The sequence below is a fragment of the Legionella rowbothamii genome, from assembly GCF_900639985.1.
Lineage (GTDB): Bacteria > Pseudomonadota > Gammaproteobacteria > Legionellales > Legionellaceae > Legionella > Legionella rowbothamii.
In genome coordinates this window covers 258624-284263 of sequence record NZ_CAAAIM010000002.1, presented here as the reverse complement: position 1 = coordinate 284263, position 25640 = coordinate 258624, and the positions used below count along the sequence as shown (strand labels likewise).

The following is a 25640-nucleotide window of genomic DNA, read 5'->3' as shown; positions in this document are numbered from 1 at the left end:
TGCTCCTATAAACGTAAATCGCTGCGGTCAGCGCGGAATAAATATTTCAAATCATAAAGCACATGCTGCGCTTTACCAAAGGAACGAATCGCAGTGATGCCCATGTCTTTAAACTGCTGGTGAGCAACGGCAATGACAATCCCATCATATGCTTGTTGTTCCGGTTGTTCAAGCAGGCTTAAGTTATATTCATGAGCTACATCTTCCGCTGCAGCCCAAGGGTCACATACATCAACCGCAACATTATATTCTTTGAGTTCATTGATAATATCAATAACACGCGTATTACGAATATCTGGGCAGTTTTCTTTAAAAGTTAACCCCATTACTAAGACCCGAGCACCTTGAACATGAATACGTTTTTTAACCATGGATTTAATCAGTTGAGAAACAACGTAAGCCCCCATACTGTCATTTAAACGTCGCCCAGCCAAAATGATTTCTGGATGATAACCTATTGCCTGTGCCTTATGCGTTAAATAATAAGGATCTACACCAATGCAGTGTCCCCCGACTAATCCTGGACGAAAAGGTAAAAAATTCCATTTAGTCTCAGCAGCTTTTAGCACTGCCTCAGTATCAATGCCTAATTTATTGAAAATAATAGCTAACTCGTTAATCAGCGCAATATTCAAATCGCGCTGTGTATTTTCAATAACTTTTGCGGCCTCAGCGATCTTAATACTCTCAACCTTATGGGTTCCTGCCACAATAATTTGCTTATAAAGCTCATCAACGATCTCTGCAACTTCAGGTGTAGAGCCTGAGGTTACTTTCATAATTTTAGTAAGCCGGTGTTGTTTATCTCCAGGATTGACACGCTCTGGGCTATAACCCGCAAAAAAATCACGGTTAAATTTCAAACCAGACATTCGTTCAAGAACAGGTACGCAGACCTCCTCAATAGCACCAGGATAAACCGTAGATTCATAAACGATAATCGCTCCAGATTGCACTATAGCCCCCACCAGCTCACTGGCCTTAATTAAAGGGGTAAAGTCTGGACGTTTATGTTCATCTATGGGGGTAGGCACGGTGATAATGTAGGTATCACAAAAAGCAATTTCCTGGACATTAGCCGTTAGATATAAATGACGTGCTTCGAGTAATTCCGCGCGAGTGACTTCTAAGGTACTGTCATGCCCTTGCTTTAATTCATTTATACGATTTTCATTAATATCAAAACCCATGACTGAGCGTACTTTGCCAAATTCAACTGCTAATGGCAAACCTACATAGCCTAAACCGATTAGCGCAAGTTTTCGTTCATCAACCGATGTTAACATCAAAATTTCATCCATTCTTTATGGGTCGCCCCTAATTCATCATACTTCTATGTTGACTTGTTGTTTTATATTTTGACTCTTAGATACAGCATAATAATCAAGATACCACGCGACAAAATGCTTTATACCTACTTCCACTGGAGTTCCTGGTTTATAACCAACATCCTGCATTAACGCATCAACATCGGCATAAGTATCAGGCACATCACCAGGCTGCATAGGCAATAAATTCATTTTGGCCTTTTTACCTAAACATTCTTCCAAAACCTCAATATAGCGAAGCAAAGGTACAGGACTGCTGTTACCAATATTGTAAACTCGCCAAGGTGCAGCACTGGTTCCTGGATCAGGAGACTCCCCAGACCACTCTAGATTTGTTTGGGCCACTCGATCGTGGACGCGGATTATACCCTCAACAATATCATTTATATAGGTAAAATCGCGACGATGATTACCAAAATTAAAGACATCGATTGGCTCATCATTAAGAATTTTACGTGTAAAATTAAAAATGGCCATGTCCGGTCTACCCCAAGGACCATAAACAGTGAAAAAACGCAGTCCTGTTGTTGGTAATTGGTAGAGATGGCTGTAAGTATGTGCCATTAATTCATTTGCTTTTTTAGTTGCAGCATACAAACTTAAAGGATGGTCCACATTATCATGAACCGAAAAGGGTAAGGTTTTATTCGCGCCATAAACTGAGCTTGAAGACGCATAGGACAAATGTTCAATATGATGATGTCGACAGCCTTCAAGAATATTCATAAAGCCAACGAGATTACTGTCAATATAAGCATGTGGATTTTCTAGCGAATAACGCACACCAGCTTGCGCTCCCAAATGGATCACACGTTGGAATTCGTGCTCAGCAAATAACTGCGCAATAAGCTCTCTGTCAGCAAGCTCCATACGAATAAATTTAAACTGGGGGTAAGCAGCTAGTTTTTGTAACCGTGCCTTTTTAAGGTTCACGTCATAATAGTCATTAAGATTATCAATGCCAATAACCTCATCCCCTCGCTCACATAATTTTTGTACTACATGAAACCCAATAAAACCGGCGGCCCCAGTTACCAAAACCTTCATTCAACCATCCTTAACCTATTCATATTCTCAAGCCCCACGTGCGAAAGACTACGGGAAAAGAGTAACTACGTTAAAATGCGATTATCATAGCATAAGGAGGTCATGTATTTCATACAGATTAAACGTGAAGATGCGTGTTTTATTTACTTTTTTTTTAGGTACTCGGATTGTAAGCAATTAATAGCACGTACTTAAGTATTATATGCCATATAGAAGACGACATTACCACAATTTGACCGCGGTACTGTGAGCCTTTACTCAGCAAGATAAACTTAATAAAGAGAGTTGCAAGCAACGAGGCCCCATCTATGAAATTATTGGCACCAGTTGTGGTTTGAGTGCGGCAAATAAATACCTTGAACCCACTTCGGATAAATGATTGTCATCGCTATAATAAGGTTCCCCTTGAGCACTTAAAGAATGGCAAATTGTCTCAGTACAAAATACCGAATAAGGATCGAAGAAATAGGTTTGAGGATTATGTTGAGCAAAATATCTGAGAACCTTATTGATATTAAGCGCTTTAATATTTGAGTTGGCACGAGTGTTAATTTTTGCAAGACAATTAGTTTTAGATAAACTAGGTCGTGTTAAGCATGCAAAAGGGTCTTTAATGCCAGCCCCAGGAACATCACCCAAGATAATTAACTTTCTATCCCCAATTAATTGTCGCAATTGGCCAAGCTTCTCCAATAAGGGCTGATAGTCTTTTCTCTGGCTACTCATTAAATCAATATGCCATGATTGTTGATTGCTTAAATCTTTAGCCATTAAAATTTGGAATAACCAGTATTGAGAAACAATTAAAATTGAATCTGGCTTTTTCTGTAATTGAGCCAAACCTTGTTTTAATACATTAGGGCAGATCTTATTCCAATCATCACCTGGAGTAGTACGTGATAAATCAGGCAGGATCAAACAGCTTGAACCGGCCATATATACGGATTTGTTATAGGGTTTTGCGATTTCATTTGCTAATCCATACTGCAGCATTTGCGCATGACTATCTCCTAGTAAAACAATGTCTGGCGCATCATGCTCTGCTTTATAGGTCCAGCCAAAGGGGTAGGCAAAGCCTTGGCCACCAAAATGAGCTTTATGATAGTCCAAAGCAATTTGTCTAGGACTAAATTGCGGGCCATCAAGAGAGGGAATCCGCCACAATAAGCCATGACTTAAATACAAAGCAAAGCCACAACTGGCGGTTAACGCAATGCCAGGAATCCATTTCAGAATCAAAATACGTTGTGCTTTTGTATCTTTTGTTGGTGTATTTCTAAATGGCTGCTCAATGAAATAATAACTAAACAGGGCCACCAATAATGAGCAAAGAGCAAGGGATAGCTGTACCCCAATAGTGCTAATTTCTGCGGCACTAACATAGGAATAAAAGACCAGTATTGGCCAATGGACTAAATACAGTGAATAGCTGATTAACCCGAAAGCTATAGCAATCTTGTTGCTAAAAAGCCTCCCCATATACTTGGCATTTCCCCCATAAATAACTAAGGCGGCACCCAAGGTTGGAATTAATGCATTATATGAAGGAAACAAGGTATCTTTATTAAAAGTAAGCACTGCATATAGCATCATTCCCAGGCCGAGAAAACAAGCTAGCTCACCGAAAAACAACTGCTTAGGTTTGTACTTAATGAGCCAAACCATCAGCGCGCCAATACAAAACTCAAAAAAGCGAAAAGGCATCAGATAAAACAGTGCCGTAAGATAACTCTTTTGAAATAGTAAATTTAAACCCAAGCTAATGAGGCCTAAAACACTAATCGTCAAAGGTAAAAAACGTTTGTTTAACTTAGTTGCCACAATAAATAAAATAAAGGGCCAAATAAAATAAAACTGTTCCTCAACGCCTAAGGACCAGGTATGTAATAAAGGTTTATAAATAGCGGTTGCATTAAAATAGCCACTTTCAAATAAAAACAGGCAGTTAGAAACTGAAAACGCGGCAGCAGCTATAGAGTGCCCCAAGGCCCGCAGATGGCTTGGTGCTAATAAAATAAGTCCGGCCACGAAGCTGCAGAATAAGGTAAAAAAGAGTGCAGGAAAAATACGCTTTATTCTGCGGCAATAAAAGTTGGTGAAATTAAATGTGCTTGTTTGCTCAACTTCATTAACAATTAGACGCGTAATTAAAAAGCCGCTAATGACAAAGAAAATATCTACCCCAACATAACCGCCGGAGATGTGAGAAACGTTCAGGTGAAATAATATGACGGCAATAACTGCAAAAGCTCTAAGTCCATCAATATAGCTTATGTATTTATTTTTATTCTTTTGTAACATAATTAATCCATAATAAGAGACGTGCCGAATTGAGCGTAACGCATCCGGAAATCTAGTCGAAAATCATGGCTTCGACTGATTATTACGCTACACTAATACGGTTACATTTTTGATGCTCTATCAGGGCCAACTACTCCTGGCTTAAATGTGTTCTACGCTCATGCATTGTTTCCACACTATTAATCACCGTCTGGCGACAAATTTCCTGCATTACAGGGATATCTTCTAATGCTACGCCATCATGAATGGAGTAAGCGATAAGAAAACTATCTCGCCATATTTTTTCATTCAGGCGCTCTTTGGATTTCATCCATAATGCAATCCAGAGAAAATGAAACTGCCATTTATCTCGATGATGCTCCATTTCTTCGGAAAATACTTCTGATATTGCCTTTTCTAAACTGCAAACACGGATGCCATCGACAAAGCTACTGTTGTGATTCACTATTTTATCGATTAAAGGATTTTCTATATACCAGGACTCCGTAAACGCTTTACTTTTTAACCAAGACTTTGAGCGCTGTAAAGATTCGGCAATTGCCTCTGGAGTAAATGGCGTTATTTGCACACTAAGCTGTTCAAACAAATCATCTAAATCCAATTTATGTGGACGTAAACGTAAACCTAACAGCTCTTGAATTTCTAAAAAATGCACGTGAGGAATATCATCATGCGCAATTGTTTCGGCCAAAAAATGCTCAACCATCATAATGAAATAGGGTAAATCAACATCACGTAAAGTGACATTTTCATCAAAAGCCTGGCCGTAATAATCCTTAACTTCTTTCGCACTAACAACCGGCGTTATCCACGCATCTTTAATGCCTACATTGTACTTGAGTAATAATCCACACAGTCGGTTTTTTCTATTTTTGCGTGCATGAATAAAAATACCTTGAGCTCCGGTGCCATCGACTTCCGTAGCTTTAATGCCCACGGTTGCTTTTTCACTCTCCGGAGCAAACACCACACCTTTTTTACGTTGAATTTTTATCCAGCTATTAAATAGCTGATGATAACGCTCAGGGTACCAATACATTATATTTTGCAATCGCGACAATGAAGCGGAAGAAAAAGTGACCTGATCGATAATTTGACCCAAGGTTGTAATCGCAATATCCCTCACATCGGCTTTTGGATGCAACAAGGTAAATAACGCGATATCGGCTCCCTCTTCAATACTGTATAGGTCGATGATTAAGTCAGTGAAAAAATCCGCGGGCATTGCATAGCTTTGTGCGAAAAAATTTTCTGCTATTTCAAAAACGCTGAGATCAGATAACTCGTGAATTAAATCGCGAATTGCATCTAAGTGCGAAGGTGGCTCTTCCCCGTTAAGTAATTCATCCTCAATGTGATCTTCTTCTTGATTTGCTAAATCAAAATAAGCATTTTTTAATTCTTCACTTAGTTCAACATGAGCTTCGTAGAAGGAATTTAAAATGGGCAGCCAAAAGCTTAAGCTATGCTTTTGAGAATAGATAAGTTCAGCCAAATGGTCCATCAAATTAACTAAGGCCTTTGCACTTAATTTATTATTGGCCTCAGCAGCCCCCTGCAGCTGAGCGACACAAATATCTAAGGCAAAAACGCAGGCTGAATAAACAGCAAGCCCCTCATCCAAGCTTTCATCAAGATTATTAATGATATCAACAAGCTTAAAAGATAGTTCAGGTTGTTGAAAAAACAGCATATATAATTGAGGGTCGGGGTCAGACTTTTGCTCAATTAATGTTGCCATTTCTGTAAGTAAACGTTGCAATTCTACCGAATCATTCGTCATATTATTTTAGGCACCGGTCGTGATTTACCATGTTCGTCAATAGCGACAAAAATAAAAACACCTTCAGTCACTTGATAGGGTTCGCTTTGCGTTGCCGGCAAGGCCCACACCTCTACATTCATGGTCATGGAGGTGTTGCCCTGTTTGACCAGGGTAACATAGCAACTGATTAGATCGCCGACATGAACAGATTTTAAGAACGACATTGAATGAATAGAAACGGTTGCTACCCGCCCAGCAGCAAGTTTTTTTGCCAAAACCCCTGCGGCCAAATCCATTTGCGATACAATCCAACCACCAAATATATCACCGTTTGCATTGGTGTTGGCAGGCATTGCCAAGGTTTGGATGGTTAATTCGCCTTTTGGGGAATATGTCATTAGGTTCCACCACTATTAGTTATGTAGGTCGGGTTGACACATAAACCCATATTAGCTGCGCTCATATGGGTTTATGTTCTGGTTTTAATTACGCTTTAACTTAGCTAATGCATCCGCCATAGCAGTGTTAAACACCGTCTTTTTAACAGGCTCAGCCTTTTTAGCCATTTCAGGCTTCCTACGATGTTCTGCTCTAGCTCCCTCGGCTTGTTTCTTCGTCTCAGGGGTCTTGGCCTTTTTCTTAACAACAGGCGCAGTAGATTCTTCTTCCAAACGCATGCTTAAACCAATACGCTTGCGCTCTTTGTCCACTTCGACCACTTTGACCGTAACGATATCCCCGGCCTTAACTACGGTGCGTGGATCCGTAATAAATTTATTGGTCATCGCGGAAATATGGACCAAGCCATCTTGATGAACCCCAATATCAACAAACGCACCAAAATTAGTAACATTACTTACCACACCTTCCAGAATCATTCCTTCATGTAAATGCGCAATATCTTCAACACCTTCTTTAAATTGTGCTGTTTTAAATTCGGGTCGAGGATCCCGGCCTGGTTTTTCCAATTCGCGCAAAACGTCTCGAATTGTTGGTAAACCATATTGCTCATCAACGAATTGTGCCGCATTCACACTGTTTAAGGCATCTTTATTGCCAATAATCTCTAAAATCGCGACCTTTTTATCCGCAATAATTTTTTCGACTAAAGGATAAGCTTCTGGGTGAACACAAGATGCATCCAAAGGATTATCGCCATTCATAATACGTAAGAATCCGGCTGCTTGTTGAAATGCCTTTTCCCCCATACGACTAACATTCTTCAATTGCATGCGGTTACTAAAGGCACCATGCTCATCTCGATATTGAACAATATTCTTCGCTAAAGTCTCGTTTAAGCCAGAGATATGCGATAACAGAGCTGCAGAAGCAGTATTAACATCCACACCAACTGCGTTCACACAATCCTCAACAACCCCTTCGAGGGTGCGCGCCAAACGGGCTTGGTTTACATCATGTTGATACTGGCCAACCCCAATAGACTTCGCTTCAATTTTTACTAATTCCGCCAAAGGATCTTGTAAACGGCGAGCAATAGAAACTGCCCCACGCAACGTAACATCCAAATCGGGGAATTCTTTTGCCGCAACTTCTGAAGCGGAATAAACAGAAGCTCCAGCCTCACTGACTACGATTTTGGTCAGTTTTAAGTCTGGATACATTTTCATTAAATCAGCAACTAAACGTTCTGTTTCGCGAGAACCAGTTCCATTACCAATACTAATTAAATTTACTTGATGCTTGGCAGCAAGCTTAGCTAGATCAGTAATTGATTGATGCCATTCGTTTTGTGGGGCAAATGGATAAATAACAGAAAAGTCTAAAAGCTTTCCAGTCGCGTTAACCACAACTACTTTAACCCCAGTTCTGATTCCCGGATCAAGGCCAATGGTGATTTGCGGACCGGCAGGAGCAGCAAGAAGTAAATCACGCAAGTTTCTAGAAAATACTTTGATGGCTTCTTCATCGGCCATTTCACGTAAACGAGTTAATAATTCCAACTCAAGTTTGGTGAATAACTTCACTTTCCATGTTAAACGAACGGTTTCTAATAACCACGGATCCGCGGCTCTTTGTTGATCGGTGATCTTAAAGTGAGTGGCAACTTTAGTTTCACCATAAGCCACATCCGTCTCCGGCAACGTCAGGCTAACTTGTAATACACTTTCTCGACGGCCACGGAATAAAGCCAAAGCACGATGAGAAGGGATTTTCTTAATGGGTTCTTGGTATTCAAAGTAATCTGCAAATTTATTCACAGTTTCTTTTTTCTTTGAGCTACCTACGGACTTCACAACAGCATGCTGCCATAAGTATTCGCGTAACTCATTAATTAAATCCGCGTCCTCGGCAAAATGCTCCATTAATATGTGGCGCGCACCTTCAAGAGCAGCCTTAGAATCATCGATGCCAAGCTCAACATTAATAAACTGCGCCGCATGTGTTTCAGGATCCAAAGAAGGATCATTCCATAATGCATCCGCTAAAGGTTGTAAACCAGCCTCCACGGCGATTTGCGCTTTAGTGCGGCGTTTCGGTCTATAAGGCAGATATAAATCTTCAAGACGAGTTTTAGTGTCTGCAGCAAGAATACTTTTCTCCAACTCTGGAGTTAATTTTTCTTGTTCACGAATGGACTGCAAGACCACTTCACGACGTTCATCCAATTCACGCAAATACAGTAAACGTTCAGCAAGAAAACGCAATTGCGAATCGTCCAATCCTTCAGTAGCCTCTTTCCGATAACGTGCAATAAAAGGTACTGTTGCTCCCTCATCCAGCAAACGAATCGCTGTTTCAGCCTGCGCAACTTTAATCTTAAGTTCTTGCGCAATAATTGACGCTGACGTCAACATCTCTTGAATCATTTACATCCCCGAATACATGATAAAAATTCGCGACATTATTACTCAACAGTTACCGATTTGGCAAGGTTACGTGGTTGATCCACATCCGTACCTTTGGCAACAGCAACATGATAAGCTAATAACTGCAACGGAATTGTGTACACTATAGGTGCAATCCAAGAACCACAAGGAGAAACCTTAATTAAACGTGCTCCATTTGCCTTCCAAGTATGCGCTCCATCTACAAAAACAAACAACTGACCACCCCGCGCGCTCACCTCATGTAAATTAGATTTCAGCTTATCTAAAAGCTCATCATTAGGTGCCACCGCAATAACGGGCATGTTTTCATCAACCAAAGCTAAAGGACCATGCTTTAATTCTCCAGAAGGATAGGCTTCGGCATGAATGTATGAAATTTCTTTGAGTTTTAGCGCACCTTCCAAGGCGACAGGATATTGCACACCACGTCCTAAAAATAGAGTATGGGCTTTATTAACAAACAAGGCCGCTAACCCTTCAATTTCATCATTCATTTGCAATACCTGCTCACAGCATCGTGGCAATTCTTGCAACTGCGCAAGTACTTCTTCTGCTCGCTGATCATGGCAAAGAGCGGCTGACAGCATCAAAAATGCCGCTAATTGGGTAGTAAACGCTTTGGTAGACGCAACCCCAATCTCAAGGCCAGCCCGAGTTAAAAAGACACAATCGGCTTCTCGCACTAAAGTACTGGTTGCCACATTACAAATGGCCAGACTAGCAAGATAATTTAAGGATTTTGCCTTAGTCAAGGCTGCGAGGGTATCTGCGGTTTCCCCTGACTGAGATACGGTAATAAATAGTGTATCCCTAGGGACAACCACATCGCGATAACGGTATTCACTAGCAATTTCAACTTGCGTTGGTAAGCCGGCTAAGGACTCCAGCCAATATTTAGCAACCAAGCCTGCATGATAACTGGTTCCACAAGCAACGATATGGATTTGTTTTACTAAAGGAAATACATGAGAAGCACGTTCTCCAAAGCTGGATCGGAGTACCTCAAGGCTATTCACTCGCCCTTCAACAGTATCGGTTAACACTTTGGACTGCTCAAAAATTTCTTTGAGCATGAAATGGCGATATTGCCCTTTAGTCGCGATTTCTGCATCATTGCTTAACAGATGAGTTGGGCGTTCTACTGGGGCTCTAGATGCATTGTAAATGGTCACTTTCTTAGCAGTAATAAAAGCACTATCACCTTCTTCGAGATATAAGACCGATTGAGCAAAAGATTTTAATGCCAAACCATCTGAGGCAATAAAATTCTCGCCAATACCTAAGCCAATAACTAAAGGGCTACCCTTACGCACAGCAACTAACTCAAAGGGGCGGTGCTGGTGGATTACTCCTAAAGCAAAAGCGCCATGCATTTCAGCGGCCGCAGTTTGTACTGCTTCTAATAAATTTTCAGATTTAAGATAGTAATAATGAACTAAATGCGCTGCAACTTCAGTATCAGTTTCAGAAGTAAACACATAGCCTTTAGCGATTAATTCCTGACGTAAATGATCATGGTTTTCAATAATACCATTATGAACAAGGGCGATTTCACCATGCGATAAATGCGGATGAGCATTCAGCTCCGAAGGTTTGCCATGCGTCGCCCATCGTGTATGCGCAATTCCCGTATGCCCCGAAACGGCGGTTTCCAACATGGCATCAGCCAAGTTTTGTACCTTTCCTTGAATTCTGACGCGCTTCAAATGTGAATCATCATCAATTACCGCGATTCCTGCCGAGTCATAACCACGGTATTCCAAACGCCGCAAACCTTCCAACAAGACCTTACTGATATCCCTTTCAGAAACAGCACCCATAATTCCGCACATCACCAGCTCCTCGTGTTAATACTCAATACTCCCAAAGATTTTTATCGCGCGATTGTGTTTTACGCCTAAAGCGAAAAGCAGTCTACACCAAACCAAGCATTGTAAAGTATCTTGGGGATAAGTAGAAAAAAGACCAGAATTATGCCACAAACATCTCCAAAAAGAACTAAGCCTATTTATGTCATAAGGGTAATTTTAGAACAGAATGAGAATTAATCCACAAAAAAGCAAAGTTTTTGAAAGCTATTGCAACATATAACCCAGGTTAAGGTACATTTTCCCCTAACCTGAGCGACCCAACTCAATTAATCAAGAGGGTTTTTACAAGTTACACCATAACCGTGATACTTCATTTCCTTACATACTTCAAAGGCAAGAAAAGCATGTGCACGAGTACTTGGGTGAATCTCATCCCAGAATAAATAGCTTTCCGGTTTATCACACACAGTGTAGTTCTTTTCACCAGCCGCAAAACTGCTGTCTCTATATTTCAGGACTTGTACGTAACGTAAAACAAAGTTATTAGCAAAAGGTGAATTATTGAATGCATGATACATTGGCAACTTCACATCAATACATGCATCAGTTGTGTTGGTAAACCCATAAGTTTCTGGCTCATTTAACGCACGTTGCATGTATTCACTCATATCCACAAACAGGAAGTCACTTTCCGGATACAGTTTTTGCCATTCTTGAATACGGGTGCGTAAGCGCTCATTGTGTTGATCAACAGCAGCATTTAACACTTCGCGATCAGTAGTTTTCACCATACGTGGCGTATCCCCAATATGTGGAACGCCCATGATAACAAAGCGACGTGCACCAGCTTGCATTAATTTATTCACGGAAGAACCTAAACCAGACAGAACATTATCAACATAAGTGCTCATTACCGTCGTGTTGTAATTATCTTCGAAGAATAAAACGTTAATGTAATCATTACTTCCAGAAAAAAGGAAGAATATAGTTTCATCGCTAAGCTTTTGGTGTTCCATTAAATAGGCTTGTACAGTCAGACCAAGACTTGGAGGTACTAGCTTGCCTACAATCAAGTTTTTAATCGTGCCGATTGGATGACGAATTAAGTTCCAAACCGTTAATTGATAGTCATAAGTTACAGCCCAGCTTCCCCCAAAAGATCGATTCAAATAAACATCTTCGTCATTTTGATTTACGGAAATCATCTTCGCTAAATATTCATTCCACACTTTACCGTTAGAGAATCGGGAATTCCAATAAGGCTGACCAGGTAATATAGGCACCAGTCTAATTTTACTAACTAAATTAGCGATATAAGGTGCTAGTTCCTTGTCAAAAAACTCAGTAACTACGGCCATACCAGACTCTAAAACCATTTGCGGGACATAGTATTCGTCTGCAAACTCAACCATTTTGTTTAGAACGAAAATTTTAAATGGTGCAACTAGGAAGGCAGGATCATCTTCCTGGCGTAGACTTTTAAGTAAGTGAGTGGTGTTGCCTATATCCGACATGCTATCACCAAAAAGCACTATAGACTTTACAGGCTTGGCGGCAGCAAAACTAACGAGGGGAATGCACAATATTAGTGCGAAAAACCAACGAAAAACGCGGGCATAATTAACCATATTATCTCCTTATAAAATCTGTACACCACGAATACAGACGTCCCTTGATAACTTCTCCGTGGCATGACCAATGCCACCATCCAATTTATTTGAGAAGTTATTTGCCTTTGTCTATAACAGTATGATCTCTGGTTAGTTTTTGTCAACGCATTTGGTCAACTTTTAATTAGCTCCGGTGAAACAATAAATATTTTGTGTTAATTCATTAGTAATTCATAAAATTTCCGCGTGAGGAGAGCATGAAAAATGGTGTTTGCTGTATGTGTTTTATTCATGCCTATTGATTAAATTGTGATTAAATGTTAGTTTCCGACGATTATTTTTGTTACCTCTCGGGTAGTCCAGTGCAAGAAATAATTATCGCCTCATTTTATAAATTTGTTCCTATCGGCGATTATGAATCACTGCGTGAGACATTATTAGCGCAAATGCTCGCACATCACATTAAAGGAACCATTATATTAGCCGCTGAAGGAGTTAATGGCAGCTTTGGTGGTTTTCGTGAAGATATGGACCGGTTTTATCAATGCATGCGTCAAGATGCACGTTTAACCGATTTACGCTTCAAAGAGACCATTGATAAAGAAAATCCTTTTGAAAAGACTAAAGTAAAGTTGCGCAAAGAGATTGTTACTATGGGCATCTACAATGTTGATCCGCTGAAAACGGTGGGCACATACCTTTCTCCAGAAGAGTGGAATGAATTAATCCAAGATCCTGAAGTCATTCTTATTGATACACGCAATGATTATGAATATGACTTGGGCACCTTCAAAAATGCCATTAACCCCAATACGGAAAATTTTAGAAATTTCCCAGAGTATGTAGAACAGCATTTACTTGATAAAAAAGATAAGAAAATCGCCATGTTCTGTACTGGCGGGATCCGTTGTGAAAAATCAACCGCTTATTTAAAAGATTTAGGTTTCCCTGAGGTTTACCATTTACAAGACGGGATTTTGCATTATATTGAAGCCATGCCCAAAGAAAAATCGCTTTGGGAAGGGCAATGTTTCGTATTCGATAATCGCATAGCAGTTGACGAGAATTTGGCACGCGTTTATCCTCAATTACCATTGGAATACAAATATGAATACAAGAAAAATAAGGAATAGTACGGGCCCTTAAATATGACCAGTAAAAAACAACCCGATTCAACGATTGTAATGAATCGCAAAGCAGGTTTTGATTATTTCATTCAAGAACAGTTCGAAGCAGGACTTGCTCTTGAAGGTTGGGAGGTCAAAAGCTTGCGTGCGGGCAAAATTAATTTGTCTGATGCTCATGTGATTATCAAATATGGAGAAGCCTTTTTACTCGGCGCTCAAATTCAACCCTTGCTAACAGCCTCAACCCATTCAATTCCAGACCCAACACGTACGCGCAAGCTTTTGTTAAATAGAAAAGAATTGAATACATTGATTGGCAGCGTCGAACGCCAAGGTTTTACGATTATCCCCTTATCGATGTATTGGAAAAGGAATAAGATTAAACTCAAAATTGCCTTGGCCAAAGGTAAAAAAGAGCATGATAAACGAGATACTATCAAAGACCGCGAGTGGAACCGAGACCGTTCGCGCATTATGAAAAAGACAGGGAGAGAGTAATGAATATAGGTGATTCTGTAGCAAATTTTGCATTTAGTGCAACCTCTGGCCTACAGGCCCATCTCAACGATTATAAAGGACAATACGTTGTCCTTTATTTTTATCCAAAAGACTCGACCCCAGGCTGCACTACAGAAGGCCAAGACTTCCGTGATGCCTACCCCCAATTTCAAGCCTTAAATACCCAAATCTTTGGTATTTCTCGCGACAGCATAAAATCTCATGAAAACTTTAAAGCCAAACAAAATTTTCCTTTTGAATTAATCAGTGATACAGATGAGCAATTATGCCAGCTCTTTGATGTCATCAAGATGAAATCCATGTATGGCAAACAAGTGCGTGGTATTGAACGTAGTACTTTTATCATTGATCCTGAAGGCAAATTAACCCATGAATGGCGTAAAGTAAGTGTGAAAGGGCATGTTGATGAAGTATTGCGCGCATTAAATCCATAGCCACCTTCTGAATCCCCAGTATAGACTAAGTTTCTGCATAAAACGGCTTTAAAAATAAAAATATTGTTCTTGACTCAAGTACTTAGCCTCAGCACAATTAGAGTTAAGACAAAAGAAATTTTGTTATTATGCTGTAGTGCTGTTATAAAAAACAGTTTTGTTTGATAACTGAGGTGAATCATGGATACTAGCAACATACAAAAAAAACTGTTTGTACTTGATACTAACATTTTAATGCACGATCCAACCGCCATTTATCATTTTGAAGAACATGATATTTATTTACCCATGGTTGTTCTAGAAGAATTAGACAGTCATAAAACCGGTACCTCTGAAGTCGCACGTAACGTAAGGCAAACAAACCGCATGTTGGTTGAGCTGATGAGTAATGCTTCACATGCCCAAATTGTCTCCGGCTTACCCATTCCTAGCTACATTAATTCTGACAAGAAATCCAGCAGTGGTAAACTCTATTTCCAAACAGATGAGTTTGACATGGTGGTTCCAACTACCCTACCCGGCCATAAAGTAGATAATACCATTTTGGCAACTGCATTAGGATTGCAAAAAAAATACAGTGGCAGCAAACAAGTAATTATTGTCTCTAAGGATATTAACTTACGTATTAAAGCCGGAATCTTGGGTATTCCAGCTGAAGACTATTACAATGACCAAGTGCTTCATGATGTTAATTTATTACATCGAGGCTTACACATTTTAGACAATGATTTCTGGGATACCCATGCAAAAGACATGGGCTCCTGGCAAGAAAGCGGCAAAACCTTTTATAAAGTAGCGGGCCCATTGATTAGTCAATGGAATCCTAATGACTGCCTTAGCACGGAAGACAACCAATTCCAGGCTATAGTAAAAAAGTTGGATAAAGATCAAGCGATTATTCAATTAGTTCGCGATTACACCCAGGCTAAACATTCTGTCTGGGGAATTAATGCCAAAAATAGAGAACAAAACTTTACGCTGAACTTGTTGCTGGATCCCGATATTGATTTTGTTACCTTGCAAGGTCCTGCGGGTACTGGAAAAACCTTATTAACCATTGCCGCAGGTCTGACCCAGGTTTTAGATCAAAATCGCTACAGTGAAATCCTCATGACGCGAGTCACCATTCCTGTGGGCGAAGACATCGGCTTCCTACCCGGAACCGAGGAAGAAAAGATGACTCCCTGGATGGGCGCATTAATGGATAACTTGGAAGTGCTGCATAGTTCGCAAGTAGGTGGCAGTTTTGGACGTGGGGCGACGCAGGATTTATTACAAAGTAAAATTAAAATACGCTCTCTCAATTTCATGCGCGGACGAACATTCTTGAATCGTTACCTCATCATTGATGAAGCGCAAAATCTAACTTCCAAACAAATTAAAACGCTAGTTACTCGTGCGGGACCTGGAACCAAAATCATTTGCCTAGGCGATATTAAGCAAATTGATACGCCCTATTTAAGTGAAACCACCTCCGGTCTAACCTTTGCAGTAGACCGCTTTAAACATTGGGAACATAGTGCACATATGAGTTTAACTCGAGGAGAACGTTCAAGACTTGCATTTTATGCCGCAGAGCATTTATAGTATACGTTTTACGAGGATGTATCATGACTGATCAAGCCATCACTTTCGATGATGTTCTACTTGTTCCTTCTTATAACCACCACGAGTCCAGGCGCGTGGTGGACACCACCAGCACCGACCGCTTAGCCAAGCTTAGCTTAGAACTTCCAGTAATCAGCTCCAACATGGACACCATTACTGAAAGTAATATGGCTAATTTTATGTCCGCCAAGGGGGCAATGGGTGCGCTCCACCGCTTTATGAGTGTGGAAGACAACATTAAAGAATTCCAAAAATGCACTGGAAAGGTTTTTGTTTCCATTGGCTGTACTGCGGCTGAATTGGAACGAGCCGAAGCATTGCGTGACGCGGGTGCTGATTATTTCTGTGTGGATGTTGCGCATGCCCATGCAAAATATGTAGGTAAGACGCTGAAAAGCTTAAGACAAATACTCCAAGATCGCTGCATTATGGCTGGAAACGTCGCCACCTATGCTGGTGCGGACTATTTAGCATCCTGCGGTGCAGACATTATTAAGGCCGGTATTGGCGGTGGTTCGGTTTGTAGTACGCGTATTAAAACCGGTTTTGGTGTGCCCATGCTTACCTGTATTCAAGATTGTTCGCGTTCAGACCGCTCAATTGTTGCTGACGGGGGTATTAAAACTTCTGGTGATATCGTTAAAGCTCTAGCGTTTGGTGCTGATTTTGTCATGATTGGTGGCATGTTAGCGGGTACCTCCCCTACTCCAGGCCAAGTCATCGAAAAAGAAGATGGCACCAAAGTAAAACGTTACCGTGGCATGGCATCCAAAGAGGCCCAAGAAAACTTCTTAGGACAAATGCACGAGTGGAAAACAGCAGAGGGCGTTGCCACTGAAGTACCCTACAAAGAAAATGCCGATGTCATTATTGGTGACATTGTAGGTGGTTTAAGATCTGGCTTGACTTATGCTGGAGCAGATACGATTAGTGAATTACAGCGTAAATTAAATTATGTTGTGGTTACCCAAGCTGGGCGCATCGAGAGCTTGCCGCATAAGTTATTTGAGGTATAAATCCATCCTATATTAAAGGGGGTATCCCCCCCTTGACTCCATAAGCTTCTTGTTTTGTTCGATTTTTTAATTAAGCCATCAAGCCAGGGCGAAGCCGCTTACAAAGAATAAAGCAGGTATTCGCATGCAGCAAATCGCAATTTATACTTCAGGGATCCATTTATTTGCCAAATGGGCCTTACAAGAGAAAAAATATATTCTACACTTATATTAATGATAATAATACTTAAAATAAGTACTGTTATTGGGAAGGAAATTAAGATGGCAAATCCAAAAATAGAGCAGATAAATAAGGCAGATCCTAATGATCCCCGTGCGATGTTAGGTGTAGGTCCAGATGCCGATCTCGCGGCCGTAAACAAAGCCTGGAGAGAGATATCGCGTGAAATACATCCAGATCGAAATCTAGATGAGCATCAACAAGCTACCGAAGCAACGCAAAAGCTTAATAATGCACGAGATTCTATAAAGACAGAATTGGAAAAATTAGAAAAAGCGAATCCAGGCCCCCTTGAAAACACTTCATCTGCGCCCCTAGCAATTACTGATGGGCCAATGGAGAAGCCTGAAGCAGTCCAGGAGGCGACTCTAACCCCTCAAGACCAGTATGATCAAGTGATAAAAAAATTAAAAGATAAGTTTGCCGCAGATGAGTCTGCAACACTTACCAGTGATGAGTTCGATGAAGCGACTAAAGCGCATAATGCGGCAAATACGTTTGCTGCCGAGGTGCTTGACGAAAAATATGCTCAGCTAGATCAACAATATAAAGAAGCTCAGGGTAAATATGAGAGTAAACGAGACGAACTTGAGACAAATTATAACGCAAAAATAGAGGAATTGCAGCAGCGGTGGGCTGGTGAAGAGGACATGACGTACGATGAATACAAGGCCGAACATGAAAAAATCAGCACTCAATACACCAATGATAGCACAGCGAATTCTGAAGAATTCCAGAAAAGCCAAAGTGAAAATTCTGCGGCTAAGGATAAAGCCTATAATGACTATGTGCAGACGTGCCAAGCAAATGACCAAAAACATTTAGAGCTTTCTCAACAATGGGATAAACAAATTGCCGCAGAGAAGGCCGCAGGAGCGAAGGACGATAAAGAAGAAAAAAAAGGTAATGCAAATACAGAAGAGCGTATTGGCCCGCCAAAAGAGGAAGATAAAGATAAGAAGAAAAATAGAAAAGATCCATTAATGGAATTGGTTGATGAGCTTAATGATTTTGTCAAACAGACTAATCAACAAATTACCGATTTTTTCAAAGATAAAGCTAATGATGCTTGGGATAAGCTAAAAAATACCGGCCCGATGAAAACATTAGCTGGTGCTCTTGATGAGGCAAAGCAATTTACTAAGGATAAAGCAGGTGAGGCTTGGGATAAATTAAGTGATTCAGAGGCAGCAAACGCATTAAGCTCAGCAAAAGACAAAGTTTCAGCACTGAAAGAAAAAATTGGTGATGCTTTTTCACAAGCGATGAATTCAGCAGCCAATGCTATTGCTTCTGGTGTACATAATGCAGTAACGCCAAAAACGAAAAAAGAAACAGCCCCACCTGAACTACAGGCACCCTCAGATGGAGCAACAACCAATCTTGTTGCCGAATCAAGAATAAATAATGCAGATCCCAAGGGAAGCATTGTTCAGAATAACATGCTAACAGCACCTGGCCCATCACCAGATGCACCAAATGTACACACAGGCCCCACTAAATCCTAGGGGGCTTTGTTGCGTATCCCACATACATTACGCTGTACGGAGGCATTTTATTAACTACCCTCATAACTTCTTTTGAAAAGTCAGGCTCCTCGTAGACATCGAATTAACCACATAATATAAAAGGGGATAGAATATCCCCTTAGCTTAAACTTGTTTTGCGCGATTTTTAGTTAAAACAAACCATTACATCGCATTTGACAAACCTGAGGAAACTTCTTCGGTCAAATCAGAATCTAGCTCTGGAGCAGCATTGCTATCTGCACCCTTCATATCACCCATTGAGTCAGATAATGCTTTCATAGGCTCATCAGTTGTACTGGTTAATGAGTCCCCTGGGGTGCTCATATCTGCGCTCGCATCGGCGTCATTAAACATTTTGCCTACAGCTTCTAACGTCTCATTATCTTCAACTTCGGCTTCAGCGTCATTAAACATTTTTCCGACGGCCTCTAAAATAGCGTCGTCTTCATCCGCAAGTTCAGGTTCAGCATTTACCTCATCTAGTTCGTCAATACCATCGTTAGCAAAAGTATCATCTGCCGTATCCTCTGGCGCTTGTGCTTGAGGAGAGGGCTCCGGATCAGTGGATGGATTCGGAGAAGTAGATGGACCTGAGGAGGTCATACCCTTAACTGCGCTCGCAATGGAGTTTGCAGCCATGTTCATCAATTGGGAAAAAGCACTATTAACTGTATCTTGCAGGCCTTTAACGAAATCCTTTGCATCATTTACTTCTTTGGAATCAGCGATCTTATCCACTTGCTCACCAACTTTATCCTTGGCAAACTGGCCTAATTCGCTCATTGCACCATTCAAGGTTTTCATAGGCTCGGTGTCATTCAATTTATCCCATGCCTCTTTACCTTTGTCTTTAACAAAATCAGTAATCTGTGCATTCACCGATGCAACAAAATTATTCAGCTCATCTACGAGCTCCATCATCGGGTCTTTATGCTTTTTCTTTTTGTCATCATCTGCCGCAGGCTTAGGAACGGGGGAGTCTTCGTTGGTGGCAGCCTGTTCTTCATCTTCTCCAGAATCTTCAACCGGAGCATTTCTCTCAGCCTCTTCGGCTGTTTCTTTAGCCGCCGCCTCTTCTTCAGCCTGCTCAAACATATTCGCTACAGCTTCAAGATTGGCATCATCTTCTTCTTGTGCTGCCTTTTCCGCTGCTTCTTTTTCTGCTTGTTCAAACATATTGTTCATGGCTTCGAAGGTTTCATTTTCCTCAACCTCTGCCTCAGCTTCCTCAAACATCTGACGTGCAGATTCTAGAGCTTCATCCTCTTTTTTCGAAATTTCGTCTTTACCAATACCCATCTCATCCACCCTCGGTAAACCGCCTTAATATAAAGATAGCACACACTGCGCAACAATGTATCAGCCACCTATAAGATATAGCTTTTCCTCTTTCATTTTTGACTACTATTAATATTGTAGATAATATCAATATTAGCCGTTTGATAAATTCTTCAGACCTATTTTTACATTAATTTTGCAATGAAGGCTCTATGAATAAAAACGATTTTCGCTATTTTCGCCAGGGGAAACAAGTAGATGATTTAAAAGAAGAAGATTTTTCTCTTATTAAATCAGTATATCATCACAGCGAGCAAAAGGAACGAGCCCTTCTGCTCTTGCATGGATTTTCATCAACTCCAGCAGTATATAGACTGCTCATCCCCCAATTAAAAAATTATGATGCGGTTATGTGTCCACTCCTTCCTGGCCATGGCAAAAGTATTGAGGCATTTTCCAAAATAACCTCGGCGGATTGGATTGCGGAAGCAACGAGTGCCTGTGAAGAATTATTCAAAACCTACAAAAAAGTTGATGTAATGGGATTCTCTCTCGGTGGTTTACTTGCATGCAAGTTAAGTGAACGATTCACCTTTAATCATATGTTTCTTTTGGCTCCGGCCTTAAAACTTAAGATGAATGTAAGTTCTAATCTAAAACTAGCCGCTTTCTTACAAAGTTTAGGCTTTAAAGAATTGCGGGGTGCTGCAGGTAATCTACTTAGCAACGCCCAGGCTGAAATCTCTTATAAACGGTTGCCGCTTGCGGCTATTGAAGAAATGTTTAATTTGGTTTTGCAACATCAATGGACCCCGCCCACCACCCCTGTAGATCTTTTTTTAGGCGCTCATGACGCGGTTGTGCCTTCGGAAGCAATAGAACGTTTATTTCAGGATTTGCCTAATGTTTCCATACATTGGCTGGCAAATTCGGCACATGTGTTACCCTTGGATAATGATCTTAGGGAAATCGTTGCCTGTGTTAATGAGAAATAACGACCGTCCTTAAGGGGCGCCAATATGCCATGCCTCTTATTAGAGCCTTCGAATTTCCGTGAGACCCCACAATATCTTGCTTGAAACTCCGAGCTTATCGATACCGCGGTCAAACCGCGGTATTTTGAGAATATTGAGAGGGTAATAGTTATGGGAATTGTTTGTTATAGCGATCAAAGTCACGTAGATTCACCCGATCCCATTCACGCATATCTAATACGGAACCATCGTATGCCATGAAGTCTTCGCGAGTATTAGGCAAATTATAGTAAAAAATATCACTTGCGTCAGTTGCTAGAGTACTCTGGTGATTCACGGAAGAAACTTCTGCAATCGAATGACCATGCGTTCTTACAAAACTACGCTGCGCGCGCAAATAACGCCCTTTGAAATGTGCCCTACCCCATAGCTCAACATCTAAACGATTCGCAGTCCCTGCTAATTGGATGCGAGCTCTGTCTTTGGCACGAATGGTCAAACTATCACTCTTAAGCCAGTACATGCTGAACCACGCCTGGCTTTTCATGTTTAGAGTAGTGATATTTGCCACGCCGGATAATTGAACTTTGGGTGAACCTTCTAAGAAGGTAATCTTTACATCGGAACTATTAACACCACTAATTTCGGTGAAACCATTACCTGCTACCACTAGCTGATGCAACCCTATAGAGCCTCCTAGTCTTGTGGTCCCGGTATTAGCGATAAAAAGATCCAATGAGCCAGTGCGTAATTGACTGCCAGTAATTGTTCCCTCTCCTTTAAAACTAAAACGAGCTAGATAGGGTCCTTGAATATCGGCGTGTACAGTCCCATGATGTGGGAATCCTTTGCCTAAAACTACGTGAAGTGTATTGAATGATACAAATACCTTTACCTGCTCTAAATCACGAGGATCCCCTCTTAAAACAACTTGAGGTTTCCGATAGCCCGTATGCAAGGTTATATTGATTTGCCCTTGAGCTTCAACCTGAGAAAAACCAGGTACCGGCTTATATTGGGTTGTACTCTTATAAATAGTTGGCTGAACAGCCACCGGGGTTCTTTTAACACCATGATGGGCACAAGCTGCCAATAAAAAAGTCATTAAAATCAATGAACCATACTGCTTTAACATAATCATCATTCCTGGATTTATAATCCCTCTACATTAGAGGAAGTTCTCTCAATGTGCAAGGCGGTAAATTCGCTTAAGTCCAGAATTTTGTTACTGTTTTTTCTTGTAACAGATAGTTAATATAAGCCATGTTAATCGCCATACCGCGGGAATGGCGGATACCTAAAGCGCTAAGCTATATTCATGCTTTTTTCACCTGTCAAAGACAGGAAAGTGCCTTTGGTGAAATCAGAAATTTTTACGTTTGCAGGACAAGAATCATGGTAATGAGAATTCGGTGCTTTATCAATTAGCGACTCTAAAGGTTCATCTACAGGAATTAATGCAGGAAGTTCAATATAAACATCGACTAATATCCCTCGCTTACATCCTAAATAGACTTTCCCTGCGTTTTTACGTCCCAAGACATCATCAAGTATTTTGCGTAAGGATACCCGACTTACGGTTTTACCGGAATTTTCGGTTATATAGCTTCCAAAGGCAGATTGATCCATCTCCGTAGCCAATCGCATAGCAAGGGCAAAGTATTGATCCGCGGCTAAAGCCTGGCAGCTTCCATGCTTATTCCACTCATGGCGTTCCAAACAACTCCCATATTTATAACTAGGCATCAATGTTTGTAATTTTTCAGCTACGTCAGTAGATAAATCAAGTGGCTCATAATCGCAATGATTGTTGTGTTGAGAAACGCCACAAAAACCATAACTTTGTCCGCAAGCATTCTGATTCGGCCATAGGCCGTGTAAGGTAAGATGACGTGCTTGATAAGAACCTTTAGATAAATGCGTACATTCCGGCTTGCCAGCTTCATAACCATAGGTTTGACAAAAACCAGGTTGAGAACTAAGTGCTAAAACATTGGAATCAGAAAGCCCGGCACTCATATCGCAACTACCCGAGGCATTCACGCTCAAGGAAACAAAAAACAAGCAGAAAAGGCTAGATTTTATCATTGCTTACCCTCCGAAAGAGCTTGATGCAACAATTATACATAAGACTTTTCTGAAATCCAGCCTTTATTAATTCCAGTTAAGCATATGATTATTAATGATAAAATTTTAGGCAAGAGGCGTGAAATATTGACATCTAGAGTTAAAAAATTTGGCAATGCTCTTTAGGTAGGTTGGGCCCATGGCCCAACATTGAGTTCTGGTGTGGTCTAGCTGCTTGGCGCAGAGGCCAACCTCCAACTTCTAGATTAGAGCACAGGGCGAATTTCCCCTTCAAAAAAAGCATCATCTTTAGCGGTTAACGATTGAGGCTCATGCTTTAAAGCAGTCCCTTTACTTTTAAAAAATGCATGATAATCCTTAGATGACTTATCATCCTGAAGAAGGTGACAGAATTCATCATATTCTTTTAAATCAAAAGGTTGTACATCCAACATTTTCTCATCTGGGGTAAATGAGGCATTAATTAACAAATTAGAGGCCATCGCCAAAGCAAGCCCCCCTGCAAGCGCACCTAAACCAATCCCCAGTGGCATAAATACCAGACAAGAAAAAATTGCTGCGGGTATAAATGCTTCGAGTGTGATGGAACGAATTAAATGTGCTATCTGCAAGCTAACCGTTTGTTGTTGGTGCTCTGTTTTTGCATCCAGTCGTTTTATTTCCAAAAACAATAATTTCTTTGCATTATCAGGCAATTGTGGTTTTTTAAGAAATACTTGTTTCTTCAATAAATCTACCTGTGCCATAAAATCGTCTTCATTATCCTGTAAAGCAGACTTAGTTTTATGGATTTCGATACCACTTTGAATGGCATTGTTTATAACCGTCATTGCAAAACAAACTACTGCGCCAACCACGCCCAGTGTAGAAGCCAAACCAGCAGCAATAGGTACAAAAGGCATCGTCATCACCACAAAAGCAGCCATTAAACCCGCAGCATAAGCAATATTGGTGTATAAACCTATTTTTTGCAGCGTCCAATTAGTAATGCATTGTTTGTTCTCACGCTCCAAAGCATTTTTTTGCATTTCCAATTTTAATTTTTGGGCTTTACTTTCTTCATCATCGCCAGTTAATGCGTTTATTTCTGTGTTTAATTGCTTTATATCATGTTCATATTGTTGGATTTGTGCCTTATGTAAAGATTGCTGCTCTGAAAAATCCCAAAGAGCTACGCTCGTATCGAATAATAACAAGGCAACAGTTAACGCATCTCCCGCAGTTCCCAATATGCCTTTGCCAGTCAACCAAAAGAAGCACAGTAAATTCGCAGTTGCCCAAAGCGAGTCATTCAATAAAGTAAATTTACGTTGCGTCCATTGAGTGCTAAAACGATTAAACCAACCCTCATCAATTTCGTCTTGGCTCATCCATGGATGCTGAACCGTATGTTTAAGTAATAAGAAGAAATTCATTGAGAAACGGAAATAATATAAGCCCCAACTTAAGCAGCCCGTATAAGGATCAGGAATTTTAACTATATCTCCAGCTTGCTCTGCATTACGAAAACCTTCTGGCACCAAACTCAGCATGGTTTTTAAAAATGATGAGCCCCATACCCAGTACAAACGCTTGCCGTTTAAAGCCCCTACATATTCTCTAATCGTTTTGCATTTTCCAGAATCCACTAATTGCTGAGCAAATTCCTCACCCAGAGCAATACCTAAGTATTTGATGGGCTTGCCATCAGTAAAATATGCTTGCTCAGGTGCTTTATCGATGCACTCTTGCCAAGATGGATTGAGTTTATCCAACATCTTTTCACATCGTTTGATCTTATCGTTATAATCGGCTTTATTTTCGGTTTTTTGATGCAATAACTCATACTCTTTTTGTGCGAGTAACAATAAATAAGCTATTTGCAAATCATAGGTTCGCTGAGCTTTTTGCTCGGGGCTCATGTACAAAATCAAAATTTCATCAGTATCCGCTAAAATACCAGCATGAAAATTTAAGGGGGTAAGAAAACCACCATCGACAGAAGAGAGGTTCTTTTTAAGTAATTCTTCTTTATGACGTTTCAGCAATTCTTCATGGCGTAGCTTAGTCTTCGCATTAAGCGAATCGATAAGATAAGATTGAAGAATTCCGCTGCTTGTTGTCATAATGTCACCTCTAGAGTTGAGAAATTACTGG

General features: G+C 40.6%; 19 protein-coding genes. 7 read left to right on the top strand and 12 right to left on the bottom strand.

Going from position 1 to position 25640, the window contains the following annotated elements; all coding sequences use genetic code 11:
* Window positions 1-5 precede the first annotated feature (5 nt).
* From tviB to plaC, 8 genes are all read right to left on the bottom strand, one after another.
* A complete protein-coding gene (gene tviB, locus E1P08_RS06480; protein ID WP_133136277.1) occupies window positions 6-1286 on the bottom strand; it encodes a Vi polysaccharide biosynthesis UDP-N-acetylglucosamine C-6 dehydrogenase TviB in 1281 nt (426 codons plus the stop codon).
* A gap of 39 nt (window positions 1287-1325) precedes the next feature.
* Window positions 1326-2375, bottom strand: coding sequence for an NAD-dependent epimerase (locus E1P08_RS06475; protein WP_133136210.1), 1050 nt, complete (start codon window positions 2373-2375; stop codon window positions 1326-1328).
* Window positions 2376-2681: 306 nt separating this feature from the next.
* On the bottom strand, window positions 2682-4676 hold the full coding sequence (locus E1P08_RS06470) for an acyltransferase family protein (protein ID WP_133136209.1): 1995 nt from the start codon (window positions 4674-4676) through the stop codon (window positions 2682-2684).
* 130 nt (window positions 4677-4806) lie between these two features.
* Window positions 4807-6459, bottom strand: coding sequence for a hypothetical protein (locus E1P08_RS06465; RefSeq protein WP_133136208.1), 1653 nt, complete (start codon window positions 6457-6459; stop codon window positions 4807-4809).
* Window positions 6456-6839 carry an acyl-CoA thioesterase gene (locus E1P08_RS06460; protein WP_133136207.1) on the bottom strand — a complete coding sequence of 128 codons (384 nt, stop codon included), beginning with the start codon at window positions 6837-6839 and terminating at the stop codon, window positions 6456-6458. Before E1P08_RS06460 ends, E1P08_RS06465 begins: the two co-directional genes overlap by 4 nt.
* An 84-nt stretch (window positions 6840-6923) precedes the next feature.
* The gene (locus E1P08_RS06455; RefSeq protein ID WP_133136206.1) at window positions 6924-9269 is read right to left on the bottom strand and encodes a Tex family protein; all 2346 of its coding nucleotides are present in this window, start codon (window positions 9267-9269) and stop codon (window positions 6924-6926) included.
* Between the two features lie 38 nt (window positions 9270-9307).
* A complete protein-coding gene (glmS, locus tag E1P08_RS06450; RefSeq protein ID WP_133136205.1) occupies window positions 9308-11122 on the bottom strand; it encodes a glutamine--fructose-6-phosphate transaminase (isomerizing) in 1815 nt (604 codons plus the stop codon).
* A 305-nt stretch (window positions 11123-11427) separates the two neighbouring features.
* Window positions 11428-12729: a lysophospholipase/glycerophospholipid:cholesterol acyltransferase PlaC gene (plaC, locus tag E1P08_RS06445; protein WP_133136204.1), complete on the bottom strand. Its 1302-nt coding sequence runs from the start codon at window positions 12727-12729 to the stop codon at window positions 11428-11430.
* A 344-nt stretch (window positions 12730-13073) separates the two neighbouring features.
* Between plaC and trhO the strand changes: the two genes are divergently transcribed.
* From trhO to E1P08_RS06415, 6 genes are all read left to right on the top strand, one after another.
* Window positions 13074-13844: an oxygen-dependent tRNA uridine(34) hydroxylase TrhO gene (trhO, locus tag E1P08_RS06440; RefSeq protein WP_133136276.1), complete on the top strand. Its 771-nt coding sequence runs from the start codon at window positions 13074-13076 to the stop codon at window positions 13842-13844.
* A gap of 15 nt (window positions 13845-13859) precedes the next feature.
* On the top strand, window positions 13860-14336 hold the full coding sequence (gene smpB / locus E1P08_RS06435; protein ID WP_133136203.1) for an SsrA-binding protein SmpB: 477 nt from the start codon (window positions 13860-13862) through the stop codon (window positions 14334-14336).
* Window positions 14336-14791: a peroxiredoxin gene (locus tag E1P08_RS06430; protein WP_133136202.1), complete on the top strand. Its 456-nt coding sequence runs from the start codon at window positions 14336-14338 to the stop codon at window positions 14789-14791. The genes smpB and E1P08_RS06430 overlap by 1 nt, the downstream gene beginning before the upstream one ends.
* A 180-nt stretch (window positions 14792-14971) precedes the next feature.
* Entirely contained in the window at window positions 14972-16378 is a 1407-nt protein-coding gene (locus tag E1P08_RS06425) for a PhoH family protein (RefSeq protein WP_133136201.1), read from the top strand.
* Window positions 16379-16401: 23 nt separating this feature from the next.
* Complete coding sequence (locus E1P08_RS06420; protein WP_133136200.1) at window positions 16402-17415, top strand: guanosine monophosphate reductase; 1014 nt, start codon at window positions 16402-16404, stop codon at window positions 17413-17415.
* A gap of 261 nt (window positions 17416-17676) precedes the next feature.
* A complete protein-coding gene (locus tag E1P08_RS06415) occupies window positions 17677-19143 on the top strand; it encodes a J domain-containing protein (RefSeq protein ID WP_165485109.1) in 1467 nt (488 codons plus the stop codon).
* A 183-nt stretch (window positions 19144-19326) separates the two neighbouring features.
* On the opposite strand, the gene E1P08_RS06410 is transcribed toward E1P08_RS06415, so the two are convergent.
* Window positions 19327-20463: a hypothetical protein gene (locus tag E1P08_RS06410; protein ID WP_133136198.1), complete on the bottom strand. Its 1137-nt coding sequence runs from the start codon at window positions 20461-20463 to the stop codon at window positions 19327-19329.
* 191 nt (window positions 20464-20654) lie between these two features.
* Between E1P08_RS06410 and E1P08_RS06405 the strand changes: the two genes are divergently transcribed.
* Window positions 20655-21437, top strand: a complete 783-nt coding sequence (locus E1P08_RS06405) for an alpha/beta hydrolase (RefSeq protein WP_133136197.1) — start codon at window positions 20655-20657, stop codon at window positions 21435-21437.
* Window positions 21438-21585: 148 nt separating this feature from the next.
* On the opposite strand, the gene E1P08_RS06400 is transcribed toward E1P08_RS06405, so the two are convergent.
* The 3 genes from E1P08_RS06400 to E1P08_RS06390 form a co-directional block, all read right to left on the bottom strand.
* Window positions 21586-22551: a GIN domain-containing protein gene (locus E1P08_RS06400; protein ID WP_133136275.1), complete on the bottom strand. Its 966-nt coding sequence runs from the start codon at window positions 22549-22551 to the stop codon at window positions 21586-21588.
* 170 nt (window positions 22552-22721) lie between these two features.
* A complete protein-coding gene (locus E1P08_RS06395; RefSeq protein WP_133136196.1) occupies window positions 22722-23504 on the bottom strand; it encodes a ribonuclease T2 family protein in 783 nt (260 codons plus the stop codon).
* Window positions 23505-23749: 245 nt separating this feature from the next.
* Complete coding sequence (locus tag E1P08_RS06390; protein WP_133136195.1) at window positions 23750-25609, bottom strand: hypothetical protein; 1860 nt, start codon at window positions 25607-25609, stop codon at window positions 23750-23752.
* Window positions 25610-25640 lie beyond the last annotated feature (31 nt).